Source organism: Bradyrhizobium ganzhouense (assembly GCF_049949285.1).
GTDB classification, from domain to species: domain Bacteria; phylum Pseudomonadota; class Alphaproteobacteria; order Rhizobiales; family Xanthobacteraceae; genus Bradyrhizobium; species Bradyrhizobium ganzhouense.
Genome location: NZ_CP181318.1, coordinates 5,650,791 through 5,668,459 on the forward strand (window position 1 = coordinate 5,650,791; position 17,669 = coordinate 5,668,459).

Genomic DNA, 17,669 nt, shown 5'->3' on the forward strand with positions numbered 1-17,669 from the left:
TGAGATGAGCACCGCCCTCTTCGACCTTTCCGGCCGCACCGCGCTCGTGACCGGCTCTTCCCGCGGCCTCGGTCGTGCCATCGCCGAGGGCATGGCCAAGGCCGGCGCCAGAATCATCATCAATGGCGTCGATCCGAAGCGCGTCGAGCAAGCCGTCGGCGAGTTTCGCGCCGCGGGGCATCAGGCCGAAGGCGCTGCCTTCAACGTCACCGATGAACCCGCGATCGTCGCGGCCTTCAACGACTTCGACAAAAAGGGCATTGAGGTCGACATTCTCGTCAACAATGCCGGCATTCAGCACCGCAAGCCGCTGGTCGAGTTCACCACCGACGAGTGGCGCAAGGTGATCGAGACCGACCTCACCAGCGCCTTCGTGATCGGCCGCGAGGCCGGCAAGCGCATGATCCCGCGCAAGCACGGCAAGATCATCAACATCGGCTCGCTCGGCAGCGAGCTGGCGCGTCCCACCATTGCGCCCTACACCGCCGCCAAGGGCGGCATCAAGAACCTGACGCGCTCGATGGCGGTGGAATGGGCCCAGCACGGCATCCAGGCCAATGCGATCGGCCCCGGCTACATGCTCACCGACATGAACGAGGCGCTGGTCAACAACACCGACTTCAACAACTGGCTGATGGGCCGCATTCCCTCAAAGCGCTGGGGCAAGCCGGACGAGCTGGTCGGCGCGGCGATCTTCCTGGCCTCGGATGCCTCCACTTATGTCAATGGCCAGATCATCTATGTCGATGGCGGCATGATCGCCGCAATGTAATCGCGAAACAGGGAACGAGACCATGCGCGCCGTCGTCATTCACGCCCCCAAGGACCTGCGGATCGACAACTATCCGGATACCGAGCCCGGCCCGGGCGAGGTCCGCGTCAAGATCGCCAATGGTGGCATCTGCGGTTCCGATTTGCATTACTACCATCATGGCGGCTTCGGCGTCGTCCGGATCCAGCAGCCGATGGCGCTGGGGCATGAGATCGCCGGCGTGGTTGCGGCGGTCGGTGACGGCGTCACCGGCGTGAAGCCGGGCACGCGCGTCGCGGTCAATCCGAGCAAGCCGTGCGGCCAGTGCCTGCATTGCCAGGAAGGCATGCGCAACCAGTGCCTCGACATGCGCTTCCTCGGCAGCGCAATGCGCTTTCCCCACGTGCAGGGCGGTTTTCGCGAGTTCATCACGGTCGATGCGACGCAGGCGGTGCCGATCTCCGACAAGCTGTCGCTCGCCGAAGCCGCGGTCGCCGAGCCGCTCGCGGTGTGTCTCCACGCCGGCAAGCAGGCCGGCCCCCTCCTCGGCAAGCGCGTGCTGATCACCGGCTGCGGTCCGATCGGCGCGCTGATGATTTTGGTCTCGCGCTTCGGCGGTGCTTCCGAGATTGTCGTGACCGATGTTGCCGACGCCCCGCTCGCGGTCGCCAAAAAGCTCGGCGCCACGCACGCGATCAACGTCGCAACGAATGCCACAGCGCTCGATCCCTGGCGCGCCGGCAAGGGCGTGTTCGACACGCTGTTCGAAGCTTCCGGCAATCAGGCCGCGTTGCGCACCGCGCTCGACGTGCTCCGTCCCGGCGCGACGCTGGTACAGCTTGGTCTTGGCGGCGAGATGACGCTGCCGATCAACTCCATCGTTGCCAAGGAATTGCAGCTCCGCGGCACCTTCCGCTTCGATCCCGAGTTCGAGCTCGCGGTACGGCTGATGGGCGAAGGCCTGATCGACGTGAAGCCGCTGATCACGGCGACCATGCCGTTCGAGAACGCGGTCGCAGCATTCGAGCTCGCCAGCGACCGCTCGCAATCGATGAAGGTGCAACTGACGTTCTAAAGCATGATCCGGAAAAGTGTGCAGCGGTTTTCCGAAAAGATCATGCTCAAACAACAACCTGAAGCGCGATGACGATCATCGCGCTTTAGGGCTGCGCCAGCGCGGCCATGACCTCGCGGGACACGAAGATCTCGGCACGCTCCCACGATTCATCGTTGTCGCCGCGGAAGGTGTAGAGCTTGTCCATCACGACCTTTTTGGCGCCAACGTCGATCACCGCGACCTTGGCCCATTGCACCAGCGTGCTCGTCTTCTGGATGCCGCCGATAACCTTGAACGCCGCTCCCTCCTGCACCGACGGCGCAAGCCGGTAGCGCGGGTCGGCGGCGATGTCCCGCCGGAGCGCGGCCATGAACGCCTGGAGCCGCCGCTCGTGGGCGGCGCTCTGGTCGGTCGGCTCGGCCGAGGTATCGGTGTAGCTGAAATCGTCGAGAGCAACGGTGGTCTCGGCAGCAACGGCCCGGCTATCCAGCCCGGCGCCGAGAAGAACAAGAAAAGACAGCAACGACAGGGTACGGCGCATCGCGAACCTCGCATGATGGAACGGCTGCAAGCTAGGTCGATGTTTCTTGCACCGCAGCCGTGGCCGTCCCGACCAGCGTCGGGAAAATTTCACGACGTTGCACCGCGGTAAGGGTGCCGCTTTCCGCCGCTTCGGTTCTGCCCTTTAATGCGGAGGCGACAATTCCGTTCGCGCCAGGTGCCCGCCGATGTGGAACCGCCCGAGATTTGATCTCAAGGTCCGCCTGACCTTGCGCGTGGCCGCCATATCGGCCGCCTGCTTCGCCGCAATCTCCGCCTATTTCCTGATCACGGCCGATCGCGCGGCGCATGCGCGCATCGACGGCATTGCCGCTATCGTGGCGAAGACGCTGGAGCTGCAACAGGGCAAGATCCTGTGGGCGGCGAGCCCGCGCTCCGACTTTCCCAACCTCGACCCCGTCTCGGCCTATGTGATGACGCCCGGCCTGTGCCTGGCCTTCCGTGGCACGAGCGGTGAGATGCTCCAGCGCTTCTGTAGCGGCGCGCCGATCCCGGAGGACCCGCCGCCGCAGATCTTCACGGCGTTCTACCACAGCCTGTTCGACCCCGGCCGCGAGGCGGCACGGCCCGTCATCCTGCGCGGAACCAAGCTCGGCGAGGCCGTGGTCTCGGTCGATCCGGCCGTGCAGACGGCCGAGGCCTGGCACGAGGCCGGCCGCCTGATGCTCGCGCTCGCAATCGCCCTGCCGCTGTTGTGCGTCCTGGTCTATGCCGCACTGGCCCGCGCCCTGCGTCCCACCCGTATGATCCGCGCCGGCCTCGAGCGGATCGCCGCCAATGACCTCACCGCGCGGCTGCCGCCGTTCGATCTCGCCGAACTCTCCGCAGTGCGCGACGTCTTCAACCATCTCGCCGAAAGCCTCGACACCGCGCTGGCCGAGCGCGCCGAGTTGACCCGCAAGCTGATCGCGCTCCAGGACGAAGAGCGCCGCCATCTCGCCCGCGAGCTGCACGACGAGTTCGGCCAGTCGCTCGCCGCCATCCGCGCGCTCGCCTCCTCCGCCCGCCAGACTGCCGCGCAGGACTGCCCCTCCCTGCTTGGCGAATGCGACGGCATCGCGCGGACCGCAACCGGCATGATGGAGACGCTGCGCGGCGCACTGTTCCGGCTGCGGCCGCCTGACGTCGAGGAGCTCGGTCTCGTCGCCAGCCTTGAAGGCCTCGTGGCGGGGTGGAATGGGCGCAGCCGCGGCGAGACCCGTTTTTCGATCCGCTTCGACGGCACGTTCGAGACCTTGCCGGCCACGATCAGCGCCAACCTCTACCGCATCGTGCAGGAAGCGCTCACCAATGCCGCCAAGCATGCCGGCGCCACCAAGGTCAGCCTGGAATTGACGATGCATGCCGGCGAGATCGCACTCGCCATCGACGATGATGGACGCTCGACCGATCCCGCGGCGAAATCCGGCATGGGCCTGCTGGGCATGCGCGAGCGCGTCGCGGCGCTGCGCGGCCGTCTGAGCTTTGAGGCCGGCCCCGCTGGTGGCTCCGCGCTGCGCGTCGTCATTCCGCTCGCAGCCGCCAACCCGCAGGCGCTGGAGCACGCGGCATGACCGCGACCATTCTGCTGGTCGACGACCATTCCGTCGTCCGCGAGGGCTATCGCTCCGTGCTCGAGAAGCAGCCGGGCCTGCGCGTCATCGCCGAAGCCGGCGACGGCGCGGAGGCCTATCGCCTGTTCAAGTCCGAGGCGCCCGACCTCGTCATCATGGATCTCAGCATGCCCGGCATTGGCGGCGTCGAGGCCGTCAGGCGCATCAGGCAATGGGACAAGGCCGCAAAGATCCTCGTCTTCACCATGCATGAGAATGCCGGCTTCGCCGTGCAGGCGATCCGCGCCGGCGCGAGGGGCTACGTCACCAAGACCAGCCCGCCGGAAACGCTGGTGCGCGCGGTGATGGACGTGCTCGCCGGCAAGATCGCCATCAGCCCCGACATCGACCACGAGCTTGCGCTGAGCCGGATCAGCGGCGAAAGCTCGGCCGCCGACGTGCTCACCCCGCGCGAGTTCGAGGTGCTGCGGTTGCTTCTGGCCGAGAACACAACGGAGGAGATCGCAGAGACGCTGCACGTCAGCCCGAAGACGGTGGCGAATTTGCACTCGTTGATCAAGGACAAGCTCGGCGTCGGCTCAGACATCGAGCTGGTCCGGCTGGCGCTGCGCCAGGGAATTCTGACGCAGCTCGATCTCGGCGATGCCTGAACGACACCGAGAAGCGGCGGATCATTCGCGTGCGACGACTGAATCCAGCCACGCGCAATTCAGTGGCGGCACACGCGGATCTGCGACCCGCACGCCGCGAGCCGCCGCATCCATCCGCATGTCGCGCATGCGCTTGCGCTGCTCTTCCGGCATGTTGAGCCGCTCGTGGCCCCACAGCGACGGGCCGTCAAAGGTCTCGTGCGGCTGCCAGGTCTGGGGATCGATGATGCGCCCGCCCCAGCCATATTCGATGAAGAAGCCGGACGGCGTATTCACATAGAACGAGGTCATGTGGTCGTTGGTGTGCCGGCCCAGCGTGTAGACGACGCGACTGTCTTCAAGCTGCGCGAGGTCATAGCCCTGCCCGACGTCGTCGAGACTGCCGAGCTCCACCATGAAATGATGCAGCGCCTTGCGCCCCGAACCGACCATCGCAAAGGAGTGGTGACGGCCGTTGACGTGGAAGAAATAGAGGCCATAGGGTTTGAGCCCGAAATCCGAGACGTGGAAGCCAAGCACGTCGCGATAGAACGGCAGCAGCGGCTCGACGTCCTCGACGTTCATGACAACGTGCCCCATCCCGAGCGCGCCGGTGCGGAAGCCTGAGATCGGGCGGCCCGGCTTGAACGGCTCGCTTGCAAGCTCCGGCTTGCAGAAGGCTTCCAGCCTGTTGCCGGCAGGATCGGCGAAGGTGATCAACTCGGCCACGTGCCGCTCGTCAGCCAGCACGCGCGAGCCGCGCGTCACCTTGACACCATGGCTCTCCAGCCGCCCGGCCAGCTGATCCAGCTCTGCAGTCGAGAGAACCTCCCAGCCCATCACCGCAAGGCCGGCATCGCTACTGCCGTCGACGATCAGGCGCTGCTTGCGGTCGTCCATGCGGAAGGCGCGCATCTTGCCGCCGCGATCGACCTGCTGCATGCCAAGCAGCCCGGTCGCCATCTGCCCCCACTGGTCGAGCTGCGACGAGCTGATCCCGATATAGCCGAGCGCGGTGATTTCCATCGACGTTCTCCCAAAGGCGTCGCATCCGCTGCAGTGCGGCGAACTTGATACCGGTCGCGCACGATCCTACGGTGACGCCGCAATCGCTTCGCGGTTGCAATGACGATAATCGCGCCGACGTGCGCCACAAGGGAGGAAATGCAAAGTGTCCAAGGAGCGGACGCGGAACGGCCAGCCGCGGCAATCGGAGGGCGTTCGCGCCTTCAAGCGCGGGCTGGACGTGCTGCAGGAGGTCAACCGCTCCGGCGGTATCCGCGCCGGCGACGTCGCCCGTACGCTCGACCTGCCCCGCCCGACCGTCTACCGCCTGCTCGAAACGCTGGAGGAGCTCGGCTATGTCGCCCGCAGCGCCAGCGACGACCGCTTTCGCGTCACCCGGCTCGCCCTCAGCCTCGGCGACGGCTACGACCCGGGCGTGGTGATCTGCCAGGCGGCTGCGCCTTATCTCGCCGAGCTCAGCAAGACCCTGGTCTGGCCGGTCGATCTCTCGACTTACGAGAACGCCGCGATGGTCGTGCAGGAGACCACCCATTCGCGCAGCCCGCTCTCGATCGATCGCGGCATGATCGGAAAACGCCTGCCGATGCTGCGGACGTCGGCGGGCCGCGCCTATCTCGCCGCCTGCCCCGCGCGTGAGCGCGACTTGATCGTCAGCCATCTCCGCCGCATCGACGAGGCCGACGACCGTCCCTTCCTCGACCAGGGCCGCCTCGACCAGATGATCGCGGAGACGGCCAAGCGGGGTTACGCCATCCGCAGCGAGGGCGAGTACAATCCCAAGACAGCCTCGATCGCCGTCCCGATCGTGCGGAACGGCGCCGTGTTCGGCTGCATCTCCATCATCTGGATTCGCTCGGCGCTGGGGATCGAGGAAGCCATGGCGCAGTTCGTCGGCCAGCTTCAGGAGACAGCCGCGGCCATTCCGGTCGAAGTCTAGGCCGCGGACTCATTAAGGCGCAGCCATAGCCTGATTGACGCAAGTTGAACGAAGGCAAGATAGTTGGCGGCAAGCCTGTCCGGCCCCGGTTCGGCGCTTACGGGCAGAAATGGCGCTCGGACCCATTCCATGGGTCCGATTTTCCTGCTTTGCTTGCCTCATTGCGGAATACCGTTGGTAGTTCTGAGCCTTGGGGAGGACGTCATGAGTGACGCAACTTCGCAGACGACCTATTTCTACAATCGGCATCCGATTTCTTGCGACATCATCATGGCGAAGCTACGGGCTAGTCGCGGCCACCTCGACGCGGTGCGTCCAGAAGAATTGTTTCCACATGACCAGGATCATTATGGCGGTACGGCAGCGACAGACGAATTGGCCAGAGGGACGCAGATTGAGAACGGATCTCGCGTTGCCGATTTCTGCGCGGGGCTTGGCGGTACGGTTCGATATCTAGCCCATCGGTACGGAGCCAATGTTGTTGGAATTGAACTGACTCCAGCCCGCGTTGTCGGAGCCCAGGAACTGACCAAGCTTGTTGGCCTTCAGGATACGGCCCGTGTTATCGAAGGAGATGTATTGGAGGTCCCGCTTCCTGATGCCAGCTTGGACGCTGTCATCAGCCAAGAAGCGTTTTGTCACGTACCCGAACTGCAAAAAGCGTTGGTCGAGGCTGCCAGGATTTTGCGAGAAGGCGGCAGATTGGCCTTTACGGATTGGGTCGCCAATGAGCCTTTGTCAGCCGAAGATGCGCAACTCATGTGGGATGGCATGGCCATCCAACCCCTCCGCTCGATCACGGAATACCGTCAACTGGTTGAGAGCAGCGGCCTAAAGGTGCTCTCAGCAACTGATTTGACCGACGAGTGGGGACCAATCCTTAAAGAGCGACTGGCGATGTATCAAAGGCTTCGCGAGGAAGCCCGACAAGCTGGGACACCCGTGGGACATGATGCGTTTCATCAGTCCTACATTCGATTTGTGGAGCTGATTCAGCAACGCAAGCTTGGTGGCGTCCGGATCGTTGCTTCAAAGTAGCGTGATCCTGGTAGCTGCGGTTGCACAAAGGTAGTCGGTTTCGGAGCGAAGCGGACATCGACGAAGATTTGTGAGTACGCGCCCTAGGAGCCGTCCGCTAGGCGGACACTTCGGCCGGCGCCGTTGAAGGGGTGGCACCGCTTGGGGAAGAGATAGCCCCATGCAAGATAAATCCGCCCCTGAGGAGTTTGACGTCGTGATCGTCGGCCGCGGCCCGGTCGGCGCCACGCTCGCCAATCTGCTTGGCCTCTGCGGCGTGCGGACGCTGGTGCTGGAGCGCGAGGCGCGGACCTATCATCTGCCGCGCGCGGTACATTTTGACGACGAATGCATGCGGGTGTTCCAGACCATCGGCCTCGCCGACGCCATCCTGCCCCACATCATCCTCAGCCCCGGCATGCTCTTCCTCGACGCCGACGGCAAGATGCTGCTGGACTGGTCGCGGCCGCAGACGCTGACGCCGATGGGCTGGAACCTCAGCTACCGCTTCCACCAGCCCGATCTCGAGGACGCGCTGATCGGCGGCCTCGCGCGCTGGCCGCACGTCAGCTTGCGCAGCCGTTGCGACGTGTTCGCGCTGGACCAGGACGAGACCGGCGTGCGCGTCCGCTACGAGGATCTTTCCAACGGGAAGCTCAGCGAGGTCCGCGCCGGCTACGTCATCGGTTGCGACGGCGCGCGGTCTCTCGTTCGTCGCTTCATCGGCTCCGGCATGGACGATCTCGGCTTCCACGAGCGCTGGCTGGTGATCGACGTGCTGCTCAAGCGCGCCCGTGACGATCTCGGCGATTACAGTCTCCAGCATTGCGATCCCAGGCGACCCGCGACCTATGTGCGCGGCACCGGCACGCGGCGGCGCTGGGAGATCACGGTTTTGCCCGACGAAGATTCGAACGACGTCGCGCAGCCCGCCAAGGTTTGGGAGTTATTGTCGCGCTGGGTCACGCCTGACGATGCCGAGCTCGAGCGCGCCGCGGTCTACACCTTTCATTCCGTCATCGCGCAGCAATGGCGCAACGGCCGGCTGCTGCTCGCCGGCGATTCCGCGCACCAGACCCCGCCCTTCCTCGGCCAGGGCATGTGCGCCGGCATCCGCGATGCCGCCAATCTTGCCTGGAAACTCGCGAGCATCATTCGCGACTGTGCCGCGCCCGATCTGCTCGACACCTATCAAAGCGAACGCCAACCGCATGTGCGCGAGTTCATCGAGCTCGCCATTCGCCTGGGCGGTGTCATCAACACCAAGGCGATCGAGGCCGGCCTCGCGGCCGGCGAGGCGCGCGAGAATGCGCCCGTGAAGCTGGAGGTGAAAAAGCCCCTGCTCGGCCCCGGGCTCGCGCCATGCGACCTCCCGCTCGCCGGTCATCTCGCGCCGCAGTTCATGCTGAATGACGGCAGTCGCGGCGACGACCGGATCGGCTACGGCCATGTCCTCCTCGTCGAGAGCGCGACGCGTCTCGCCCTCTCGTGGCCCAAGATCAAGATCCTGACCAGCGAGGATGCCGAGGGCATCGGCCCCTGGCTGCGCGAGCACGGCATCACCGCCGTGCTCGTTCGCCCCGACCGTTACATCCGCGGCATCGCCCGCAACGATGCCGAGCTCGACCGGCTCATCGCCGCCATCACGCCTCCCACCCACGTGCCGTCCGCGGCCTGACCGAACAAGTCTCAAGGATATCTCATGAAGCTGCTCTCTTTCATCGCCGACGGCCGCGCCTCCTTCGGGGCCGTCAAGGACAACGGTGTCGTCGATCTCGGCACGCGCATGGCGCCCTGCACCACGCTGCGGCAGTTGCTTGAGGCAGGTCGCGTGGCCGAGGCGGAAAAACTGGTCGCGTCCACGTCGCCCGATCATCAGCTCGACACCATCACCTTCACCCCCGTCATCCCCGATCCCGGCAAGATCATCTGCGTCGGCCTGAACTATCGCGACCATGTCGCCGAAACCGGCCGCACCGTGACCGAGAAGCCGGCCCTGTTCGTCCGTTTCCCGTGCAGCCAGGTCGGCCATCTCCAGCCCATCGTGAAGCCGAAAGTAAGCGACGATTTCGACTATGAGGGCGAACTCGCGCTCGTCATCGGCAAGCAGGGCCGCCATATCTCAGCGCATCGCGCGCTCGACCATGTCGCCGGCTATGCCTGCTACAATGAAGGCAGCATCCGCGACTGGCAGCGCCACACCAGCCAGTTCCTCTCCGGCAAGACCTTTGCGGAGAGTGGCAGCTTTGGTCCGTGGCTGGTGACGGCGGACGAGATCCCAGATCCGTCGAAGCTGAACCTGCAGACGCGGCTGAACGGTACGGTCGTGCAGGACACCACCACCGATCTGCTGATCACCGCCATTCCCGAGCTCATCGCCTATATCTCGACGATCTGCCCGCTCGTCCCCGGCGACGTCATCGTCACCGGCACGCCCGGCGGCGTCGGCGCCAAGCGCACGCCGCCTTTGTGGATGCGCCCCGGCGACACCGTCGAGGTCGAAATCGCCGGCATCGGAATTTTGCGCAACAAGGTCATCGCCGAGGCGGCCTGACCACCGCGACCGATCAATCAACGATAAAATCGGGAAACGCCATGGCCACCCTCCGCACCCCATCCACCGCCATCCTGCTGATCACGCTGGCGCTCGCAGGCACTGCGCGCGCCGAAATCAAGGGCGACGCCATCCGGATCGGCGTCCTCACCGACATGAACGGCATTTTCGCCACCGCGATGGGCCCGGGCTCGGCCGAGGCGGCGCGGATGGCCGCGGAGGAGTTCGGCGGCAAGATCAACGGCAAGCCGATCGAGATCTTGCAGGCCGATCACCAGAACAAGCCGGACCTCGCCGCCTCGCTCGCGCGAAAATGGTTCAGCGACGGCGTGCAGGCAATCGCGGATGGCGGCAGCTCCGGTGCGGCGCTTGCGGTGCAGGAGCTCGTGCGCGGCAACGGAAAGATCTTCCTCGTCTCCGGCGCGGGCGCCAACCAGCTCACCGACGACGCGTGCGCGCCATCGAGCGTGCAATGGACTCAGGACGCCTATTCCACCGCGACCGCGGTCGTCTCGGGCATCATGCAGACCAGCAAGGAGCCGTGGTTCTTCATCACCGGCGACTATGCCTTCGGCCATTCGATCGAGGCGACAGCCCGCGACCGCATCACGGCACTCGGCGGCAAGGTCGCCGGCAGTGTGAAAGCCCAGCTCGGCACGCCCGACTACTCATCGTTCCTGCTCCAGGCCCAGTCCTCGGGTGCAAAGATCCTCGCGATCAATGTCGCCGGCGACAACGCCACCGCGATCAAGCAGGCGGAGGAATTCGGCCTGGCGGACCAGGGCATGAAGATCGTGCCGATGTCGTTCCAGAACGTCGACATCGAGGCGGTCGGCCTGAAGGCGACCCGCGGCGATCTCATCGTGACCTCTTTCTTCGAAGACGTCTCACCGGCGGCCCGGAAGTTCTCAGATGCATTCTACGCGCGCCGCAAGGCGATGCCGTCACAGATCCAGGCCGGCGTCTATTCGGCCGTGCGCCACTATCTGCAAGCCGTGAAGGACACTGACTCTGACGACAGTGCCGCCGTGATGGCGAAGATGAAGGCGACGCCGGTGTCGGACGCCTATACGCCTAATGGCCGTATCCGCGAGGACCAGCGCATGGTGCACGATCTCTATCTGGTGCAGGTCAAGACGCCGGAAGAGTCAAAAGGCCCGTGGGACTTTGTCAAGCTGGTCGCGACCATTCCGCCCGACCAGGCCTTCCGCCCGCTCGACCGCAGCAAATGCAGCCTGGTCGGCAAGTAAAACGTTTTCAAGCGAAGTGGATACCGGTTCGCGTCAAGAAAACGCGTCAAGCAAAGAGTCTACCCCTAGGCGAGATAGCGCGTGAGATAGCCTTCCATGGCGTAGAGCGCGCAGAGCGCGAGGCTCGACCACACGGCGGCGCTGAAATAGAGGAACATCCAGGTCAGCTCGCCCTTCCAATGCGCAATGTCGTGGGTCACCACCCAGCGCGTCGAGACGTCATGCAGGCCCTCGAGGAAGCCGAGGAACCTGCCGCCCTCTTCGTGCCCCGCCCGCCAGCGGCTGAGATACATCGGAACGTCGACGGTGACGAGGAAGGCGAGGAAGCAGGCGATGCCGACGATGCCGGCGATCAGCGCCCAGCGCACCGGGCCCTGGAATTCCGGCATCAAGCGGCACAGCGCAATGCAGGCAAGGAAGAACGTCACCGCCCACAGCGAGTTCTCGACCGCGTTGAAGAGGAAGTTGGTGGTCACCACCGCGTACCAGGAGAAGCACTCCGCGATGATGATGATCGGCACGATCACCAGCGCGATGTTCACCGCGGTCTCTGCGCCTGTCATCTGACCGAGCTGATGCAGGATGATCGCCCATTGCGCGGCGAAGCAGACCTCGGCCACGGTCGCGACCGTGCGGCCGACAAACACGCTCGACAGCCAGGTGTCGAACAGGCAGATGCGCTGCACGTCCGCGCGCGGCAGCACCGAGCGGAAGGCGCAGCCGAACACATAGCCCGCGCAAAGCAGGAACATCAGCCCGATATCCGAGCCGCCGCCGACGCTGCCGGCAACGGTCGGATAGAACTCGCGGTACAGCATGAACCAGACGAGAATGTTGGCAGCGCTGACCAGCGTCAGGGACCCCCACCACCACGCGAGGGGATTTGACCGTGCCTGCCACTGCAACATGAATCGCTCCGCGGTAGTCAATATGACATCCAACGGTAGTAATTCTGTCATAAATCCGCAGCGCAGCGCGACAAAAATCTGCGTGACGGCACTGTCATAATTCGCCGGCGCGCTGTCATAATTGCGAAAGTCCCACCCGTTTCCGAGCTCGTTCCGGGGGCGCCCCTTCGAGGCCCCCGGAAGCACGCGGCGATCTTACTTCTTCAGTCCGCCGACATAGGCCGCGAGCTTGTCCAGCGTCTGGTAGCCGTATTCGACGGCGCCGAAGCCGATCATGTGGTCGCGCTGCTCCGTGGTCGAAGCCAGCTGCCGCATCATCAGCACCGTCTTGCCGTTGCTCTGTTCGGCAAACGCGAGGGTGAAGCGGAACATGCTGGGATCATCGTCCTCGTCGCAGCCATGGTACATCTCCATGAAGGACGGCGGCTCGATGCGGCGAAAGCGCATGCGGTTCGAATAGACGGTGCCGTCGGGCCCGATCATGTTGAAGCGCCAGACGCCGCCGACCCGCACGTCGATCTCGAAGGTCTCGATCTTGAATCCCTTCGGCCCGAACCATTGCGGCAGATGCTTTGGGTCGGACCAAGCCTCGAATACCAGATCGCGCGGCGCGTCGATCACGCGCGACATCACGATCTCTCGGTCCATCGACCATTGCGACAGGGCAGCATTGGCAGCATTCGTCATCACTCAGTACCTTTCCGTTTGCTTGGCTTGTTGGTGGTTTTGTCGGTCGTCTTGGCCGGCCGCTTTGCGGCCGCCCTCTCCTTCTTGAGCTTCATCACGTAAGCCTCGAACCGGTCGAGCCGCGCCTCCCAGATCGCGCGCTGATGCTGGAACCAGTCTTCCGCACCGACGAGCGTATCCGGACTGAGGCGGCAGGTGCGCACGCGGCCGGACTTCTCCGACTGCACTAGCCCACTGAGCTCCAGCACATGGATGTGTTTCATGAAGCTCGGCAGCGCCATCTCGAAGGGCTCGGCGAGCTCGCCGACCGAGGCCTCGCCGGCGCACAGCCGCATCACGATCGCCCGCCGCGTGGGGTCGGCGAGTGCTGCAAAAACCTGGTCGAGCTGGGATAATTGGTTAGCCATGTAGCTAACTATACGCTTGCCGCGGCCCGGCGTCAACGATTGTTAGCTCGTAAGCTAAGTATTTTCGCAGGGCAGGAATCTGGAACCCAAACGCGCAATCGTGAATTGGGGCACCGGGCCCTCCCCGCTAAAAGATATCCGGGGGCGCACCGCATCATCCATCGGATCACGTGCCGCCTGTTGTCATCTCCCCGCAAATCACCCGGCGAACCCTCGCCCGCGCTGCGCTTGTTCCCATCGCGGTTGCGCTTGCCGGGCGACGCCGCGCATCGGCGGATTCCGACATGATCGCGCAGATACGCGACATCGTCGCCAGCGAGCTCGCGCCCACAGCAACGCCGGACCATCCGGGCGGCCTTGCGGCTGCGCTCTACGCCGGCCGCCATATCGAATTCTTCAACTACGGCCTCGCAGACGACGAGACCAAGCGACCGGTCACGCCGGACACGCTGTTCAACCTCGCCTCCCTGCGAAAACCGTTCGAGGCGACGCTGGTGGCGCTCGGCACGCTCAGCGGCGAGCTGCGGCTCGACGATCCCCTGCCGAAATATCTGCCGGAACTCGACGGCGACTATATCCGCCACGTCACCGTCGGCGAGCTCGCCACGCACACCTCGGGACTGCTGCTGCCGACCGATCACCCGCCCTGGCCGAACGATTCCTACTCGCGGACGCAATTCATCGCGATGCTGAATGCCTGGGCACCGCCCGCGGGCGTCGCGCCCGGCCAGCAGCGCATCTACAGTCATGCCGGCTACGTGCTGCTCCAGCTCGTGCTCGAGCGCTGCTATCACACGCCGATCGCAAGATTGATCGACAGCCGCATCCTCGCGCCGCTCGGCATGCATGCCACGTCCATTCCCGAGCGCGGATTTGACAACCGCGCGATCATGGACGACGACGCCATGCGGCGTATCGTGCAGGGCTATTCCGACCAGGGCAGCGCGATCGGCCCGATCGGCGACCAGCAGAGCTATTTCGACTTCCCCGGCACCGGCCAGATGTTCTCGTCCGCGCGGGATATTTCAACTTTCGTTGCGGCCTGCGTCGACGGCCGTTCGATCGACCCGCATTTGCGCGAGGCGCTGCGCATGACACAGCGCGAAAGTTTCCACGTCGACCAACGGTTCGGCCAGGCCACGTTCGGCCAAGCCATGGCCTGGGAGACCGTGCACCTTCCCGGCGTCACCGTCGTCGACAAGCCGGGCGGCCTCAACAACGCGTCAGGTTATATCGGACTCGTACCGGCCCACAGGATCGGCATCGTGCTGCTCGCCAATCGCGGCGAATATCCGCACGAGATCGCGCGCTACAAGATTCTGCCCACGCTGGCGCGTCTGCTGGCCTCGCACGGCGGCTGAGTTTCAAAAACAGAAAACCCCGGTTGAGCCAGGGCTTTCCACGCGAGAATAGCGGAATGCTCAGTATCTGGCGACGACCGGCCCGCCGAACTTGTAGTTCACACCGACACGCACGATGTTCGACCTGATATCGAACGAATGGTTGAAGGTCTGGGTCGGCTGCGCGAAACCGGTAAACAGATTGTTGCTGGTCATGCTGCTGCGACCGAGATCGACGTAGAGATATTCGGCCTTCAGCGACCAGCCATTGCCGACCGCATATTCGCCGCCGAGGCCCGCGGTCCAGCCGACGCGGGTATCGCGGATCGCGCCGGATTCGGTCGCGGCTGCAAATGTATCGGTGAAGTTGAAATTGCCCTTCACCTCAGCGATCGCCGCACCGCCCGTGGCATAGATCAGCCAACTCGGTGTTGCCAGGAAGCCGATACGGCCGCGGATGGTGGCGAGCCAGTCGGCCGAGACCTGCGAGTTGATGGTGAAGCTGGTCGGCGCGCAGCACGGATAGACCGCCGAGCCCGACGCACTGCCTTTGAAACCGAAATAGTTGATGTCGCCTTCCAGACCGAACACGGCATTGTTGACCTGCCAGTTATAGCCGGCGGTAAAGCCGCCAGTCACGCTGGAGCTGTTGGCGTGCTGCGCGCCGACCGCGCCGATCGCAGTCACGCTTGAATCAGCGAAATAGCTCGCGACCGGAAACAGGGTCGTGGTAGCCGGATCGGCGCTGCCCCACTGGCCGCCGACATTGCCGCCGACGTAAAAGCCCGTCCAGTTGTAGGCCGCCGCCATCATCGGCGCCTTGGTGTAGTGGGCTGCGAGGTCGGCGGCCTGCACGGATGCGGTGCCCAAAACAACCATTGCTGCCGCCAGCAAAAACTTCTTCATTCCAGTCTCCTTGCCCCACGCGATCGAAACGCGCGTCCTTTAATGCTCGGCCAGGTGTTTCCGGCACAGGCTAGGCATAGACCGCACACCGCTCAGCGTCTTGGACTGCCGCGAAGTTCGCAGGGACTGTGACGTAAGGTTCGCCCGAGGTGATACGAACGAATGACGAGTGTGACCCAAGGGCCACGTACCGTCCTTCATCGGCGACGGGCGATGCAGGGCCGTGTCGCGCCACGCCAAGATTGCGAGAGCGCGACTCGAATTGGCCTGCCTCAGACCGATCGCGTCAGCCCGCCGTCGACGCGGATGTTCTGGCCGGTGATGTAGGCGGCGCCGTCGGATGCGAGGAACGAGACCGTCGCCGCGATCTCCTCGACCTTGCCGTAGCGCTTCAGCGGCACGCTGTCGCGGCGCGCGTCCAGCTGCGGCAGGCTGTCGATCCAGCCCGGCAGCACGTTGTTCATGCGGATGTTGTCGGCCGCATGGGTATCGGTGAAGATTTTGGTGAAGGCGGCAAGGCCTGCACGGAACACCGCCGAGGTCGGAAACATCGCGCTCGGCTCGAACGCCCAGGCGGTCGAGATGTTGATGATAGCGCCGCCCTTCTGCGCCTGCATCGCCGCCATCACCAGCCGGGTCGGACGGATCACGTTCAGCAAATAGGTGTCAAGGCCGAGGTGCCACTGCTCGTCGGTAATCTCGGTGATTGCCGCACGCGGGCCGTGGCCGGCGCTGTTGACGAGCACGTCGATGCGTCCCCACTTTGCCAACGCTCCGTCGACGAGGCGCTTCAGATCGTCATTGGATTTGTTGGAGCCGCTCACGCCGAACCCGCCGAGCTCGGCCGCGAGCGCCTCGCCCTTGCCGGAGGACGACAGGATCGCCACATGAAAGCCATCGGCTGCGAGCCGCCGCGCGGCCCCTGCCCCCATGCCGCTACCGCCTGCGGTGACGAGTGCGACCTTCTCTGCTGCCATGACCGATCATCCCTGTGATAGCGTTGAGGCGAACCGAAGGTTCAGCCTGTCATCAGGCCTTCTACAACCAGACTTGCCCGCAAACCAGACTTGCTAACAATCGCGACGAGGCACCACGACATGAGCGATTTGCAGATCCGCAATTTGCGGCCTGAGGAAATCTCCATCGCGATCGACTGGGCCGCGGCCGAGGGCTGGAATCCAGGCCAGCGCGACGCCGCCTGCTTCGCAATCCCGGACGCGAACGGTTTCTTCGTCGGCGAGATCGATGGCGAACCCGTCGCGACCGTCTCCTGTGTCAACTACGACGACCGATTCGCTTTCCTCGGCTTCTACATCGTGCGCGCAGGCTTTCGTGGCAGAGGTCATGGCCTGCGCATCTGGAACGCCGCGATCGCGCATGCGGGCTCGCGCGTGATCGGCCTCGACGGCGTCGTGGCACAGCAGGACAATTACAGAAAATCCGGCTTCCAGCTTGCTTACGCCAATATCCGCTTTGGCGGCATTGTTCCCTCGCCGCCAAAGCCGCCCGCCGATGTCGTTGCGCTCGATACGATCCCATTTGCGCTTTTGGAAGCCGACGATGCGACGGTCTTCCCCGCCCCGCGCGCGGCCTTCCTGCGCGCCTGGATCGGCACGCCCGGACACGTCGGCCGCGGGCTGCTGCGCGACGGCGAGCTCGCCGGCTGGGGCGTGATCCGCCCCTGCAGGAGCGGCCGCAAGATCGGTCCGCTGGTAGCTAATGACCGCGCCGCGGCAGAGGCCATCCTGCACGGTTTGCTGGCCAGTCCCGGAAGCAGCGAGATTGTCCTCGACATCCCCGCGGTGAATCGCGATGCTATTGCGCTAGCGGAATCCCTTGGCCTGAAGCCGACGTTCGAAACGGCACGAATGTACACAGGACCGATCCCGTCGCTGCGGCTGGACCGCGTGTTCGGCGTAACCAGCTTTGAACTAGGCTAGTACCGATTTTGAATTAGCCTGTGCCGGCTTGAAATTTGTAATCTGGTTCACGTCCTCGCTGCGACGCAGCGTGTATTCGTGTTGCATCCGCCGATTTTGCCGGACGGCTCGACCATCATTTTTCTGACCATCGATACTTCATGCGT

General features: G+C 64.4%; 17 protein-coding genes and 1 pseudogene. 11 read left to right on the forward strand and 7 right to left on the reverse strand.

Translation table 11 applies throughout. The features are described from left to right. Window positions 1–4: 4 nt before the first annotated feature. Window positions 5–772 carry an SDR family oxidoreductase gene (locus ACLFLU_RS25940; protein WP_426407647.1) on the forward strand — a complete coding sequence of 256 codons (768 nt, stop codon included), beginning with the start codon at window positions 5–7 and terminating at the stop codon, window positions 770–772. Between the two features lie 22 nt (window positions 773–794). Next, window positions 795–1,826, forward strand: coding sequence for an L-idonate 5-dehydrogenase (locus tag ACLFLU_RS25945; protein ID WP_426407648.1), 1,032 nt, complete (start codon window positions 795–797; stop codon window positions 1,824–1,826). 88 nt (window positions 1,827–1,914) lie between these two features. Here the strand turns inward: ACLFLU_RS25945 and ACLFLU_RS25950 are convergent. After that, window positions 1,915–2,349 (reverse strand): annotated as a pseudogene (locus tag ACLFLU_RS25950) (DUF2380 domain-containing protein); the annotation flags it as partial. 187 nt (window positions 2,350–2,536) lie between these two features. Between ACLFLU_RS25950 and ACLFLU_RS25955 the strand changes: the two are divergent. Together ACLFLU_RS25955 and ACLFLU_RS25960 are read left to right on the forward strand one after the other, a co-directional pair. Next, window positions 2,537–3,922, forward strand: coding sequence for a histidine kinase (locus tag ACLFLU_RS25955; protein WP_426407649.1), 1,386 nt, complete (start codon window positions 2,537–2,539; stop codon window positions 3,920–3,922). Next, on the forward strand, window positions 3,919–4,572 hold the full coding sequence (locus ACLFLU_RS25960) for a response regulator (protein WP_148777022.1): 654 nt from the start codon (window positions 3,919–3,921) through the stop codon (window positions 4,570–4,572). The genes ACLFLU_RS25955 and ACLFLU_RS25960 overlap by 4 nt, the downstream gene beginning before the upstream one ends. A 21-nt stretch (window positions 4,573–4,593) precedes the next feature. On the opposite strand, the gene ACLFLU_RS25965 is transcribed toward ACLFLU_RS25960, so the two are convergent. Then, window positions 4,594–5,577 carry a VOC family protein gene (locus ACLFLU_RS25965; RefSeq protein ID WP_426407650.1) on the reverse strand — a complete coding sequence of 328 codons (984 nt, stop codon included), beginning with the start codon at window positions 5,575–5,577 and terminating at the stop codon, window positions 4,594–4,596. Between the two features lie 145 nt (window positions 5,578–5,722). Here ACLFLU_RS25965 and ACLFLU_RS25970 point away from each other — a divergent pair, with 145 nt between their 5' ends. The 5 genes from ACLFLU_RS25970 (at window position 5,723) to ACLFLU_RS25990 (ending at window position 11,335) form a co-directional block, all read left to right on the forward strand. After that, window positions 5,723–6,514 carry a DNA-binding transcriptional regulator gene (locus ACLFLU_RS25970; RefSeq protein ID WP_426407651.1) on the forward strand — a complete coding sequence of 264 codons (792 nt, stop codon included), beginning with the start codon at window positions 5,723–5,725 and terminating at the stop codon, window positions 6,512–6,514. A 204-nt stretch (window positions 6,515–6,718) separates the two neighbouring features. Further along, complete coding sequence (locus ACLFLU_RS25975; protein ID WP_426407652.1) at window positions 6,719–7,552, forward strand: class I SAM-dependent methyltransferase; 834 nt, start codon at window positions 6,719–6,721, stop codon at window positions 7,550–7,552. Between the two features lie 160 nt (window positions 7,553–7,712). Then, entirely contained in the window at window positions 7,713–9,209 is a 1,497-nt protein-coding gene (locus ACLFLU_RS25980) for a bifunctional 3-(3-hydroxy-phenyl)propionate/3-hydroxycinnamic acid hydroxylase (RefSeq protein WP_426407653.1), read from the forward strand. 24 nt (window positions 9,210–9,233) lie between these two features. Next, entirely contained in the window at window positions 9,234–10,085 is an 852-nt protein-coding gene (locus ACLFLU_RS25985) for a fumarylacetoacetate hydrolase family protein (protein ID WP_426407654.1), read from the forward strand. 41 nt (window positions 10,086–10,126) lie between these two features. Then, the gene (locus ACLFLU_RS25990) at window positions 10,127–11,335 is read left to right on the forward strand and encodes an ABC transporter substrate-binding protein (protein ID WP_426407655.1); all 1,209 of its coding nucleotides are present in this window, start codon (window positions 10,127–10,129) and stop codon (window positions 11,333–11,335) included. Window positions 11,336–11,400: 65 nt separating this feature from the next. Here ACLFLU_RS25990 and ACLFLU_RS25995 read toward each other — a convergent pair whose 3' ends face one another. The 3 genes from ACLFLU_RS25995 to ACLFLU_RS26005 form a co-directional block, all read right to left on the reverse strand. Then, entirely contained in the window at window positions 11,401–12,243 is an 843-nt protein-coding gene (locus tag ACLFLU_RS25995; protein WP_426407656.1) for a hypothetical protein, read from the reverse strand. A gap of 195 nt (window positions 12,244–12,438) precedes the next feature. Beyond that, complete coding sequence (locus ACLFLU_RS26000; protein WP_426407657.1) at window positions 12,439–12,930, reverse strand: SRPBCC family protein; 492 nt, start codon at window positions 12,928–12,930, stop codon at window positions 12,439–12,441. Next, on the reverse strand, window positions 12,930–13,337 hold the full coding sequence (locus ACLFLU_RS26005) for an ArsR/SmtB family transcription factor (protein WP_426407658.1): 408 nt from the start codon (window positions 13,335–13,337) through the stop codon (window positions 12,930–12,932). Before ACLFLU_RS26005 ends, ACLFLU_RS26000 begins: the two co-directional genes overlap by 1 nt. 284 nt (window positions 13,338–13,621) lie before the next feature. On the opposite strand from ACLFLU_RS26005, the gene ACLFLU_RS26010 reads away from it, so the two are divergent. After that, complete coding sequence (locus tag ACLFLU_RS26010) at window positions 13,622–14,698, forward strand: serine hydrolase (protein ID WP_426407659.1); 1,077 nt, start codon at window positions 13,622–13,624, stop codon at window positions 14,696–14,698. A 60-nt stretch (window positions 14,699–14,758) separates the two neighbouring features. On the opposite strand, the gene ACLFLU_RS26015 is transcribed toward ACLFLU_RS26010, so the two are convergent. Together ACLFLU_RS26015 and ACLFLU_RS26020 are read right to left on the reverse strand one after the other, a co-directional pair. After that, window positions 14,759–15,583: an outer membrane protein gene (locus ACLFLU_RS26015; protein WP_426407660.1), complete on the reverse strand. Its 825-nt coding sequence runs from the start codon at window positions 15,581–15,583 to the stop codon at window positions 14,759–14,761. A 272-nt stretch (window positions 15,584–15,855) separates the two neighbouring features. Beyond that, complete coding sequence (locus ACLFLU_RS26020) at window positions 15,856–16,560, reverse strand: SDR family oxidoreductase (protein ID WP_426407661.1); 705 nt, start codon at window positions 16,558–16,560, stop codon at window positions 15,856–15,858. 120 nt (window positions 16,561–16,680) lie between these two features. Here ACLFLU_RS26020 and ACLFLU_RS26025 point away from each other — a divergent pair, with 120 nt between their 5' ends. After that, the gene (locus ACLFLU_RS26025) at window positions 16,681–17,523 is read left to right on the forward strand and encodes a GNAT family N-acetyltransferase (protein ID WP_426407662.1); all 843 of its coding nucleotides are present in this window, start codon (window positions 16,681–16,683) and stop codon (window positions 17,521–17,523) included. Window positions 17,524–17,669: the final 146 nt, after the last annotated feature.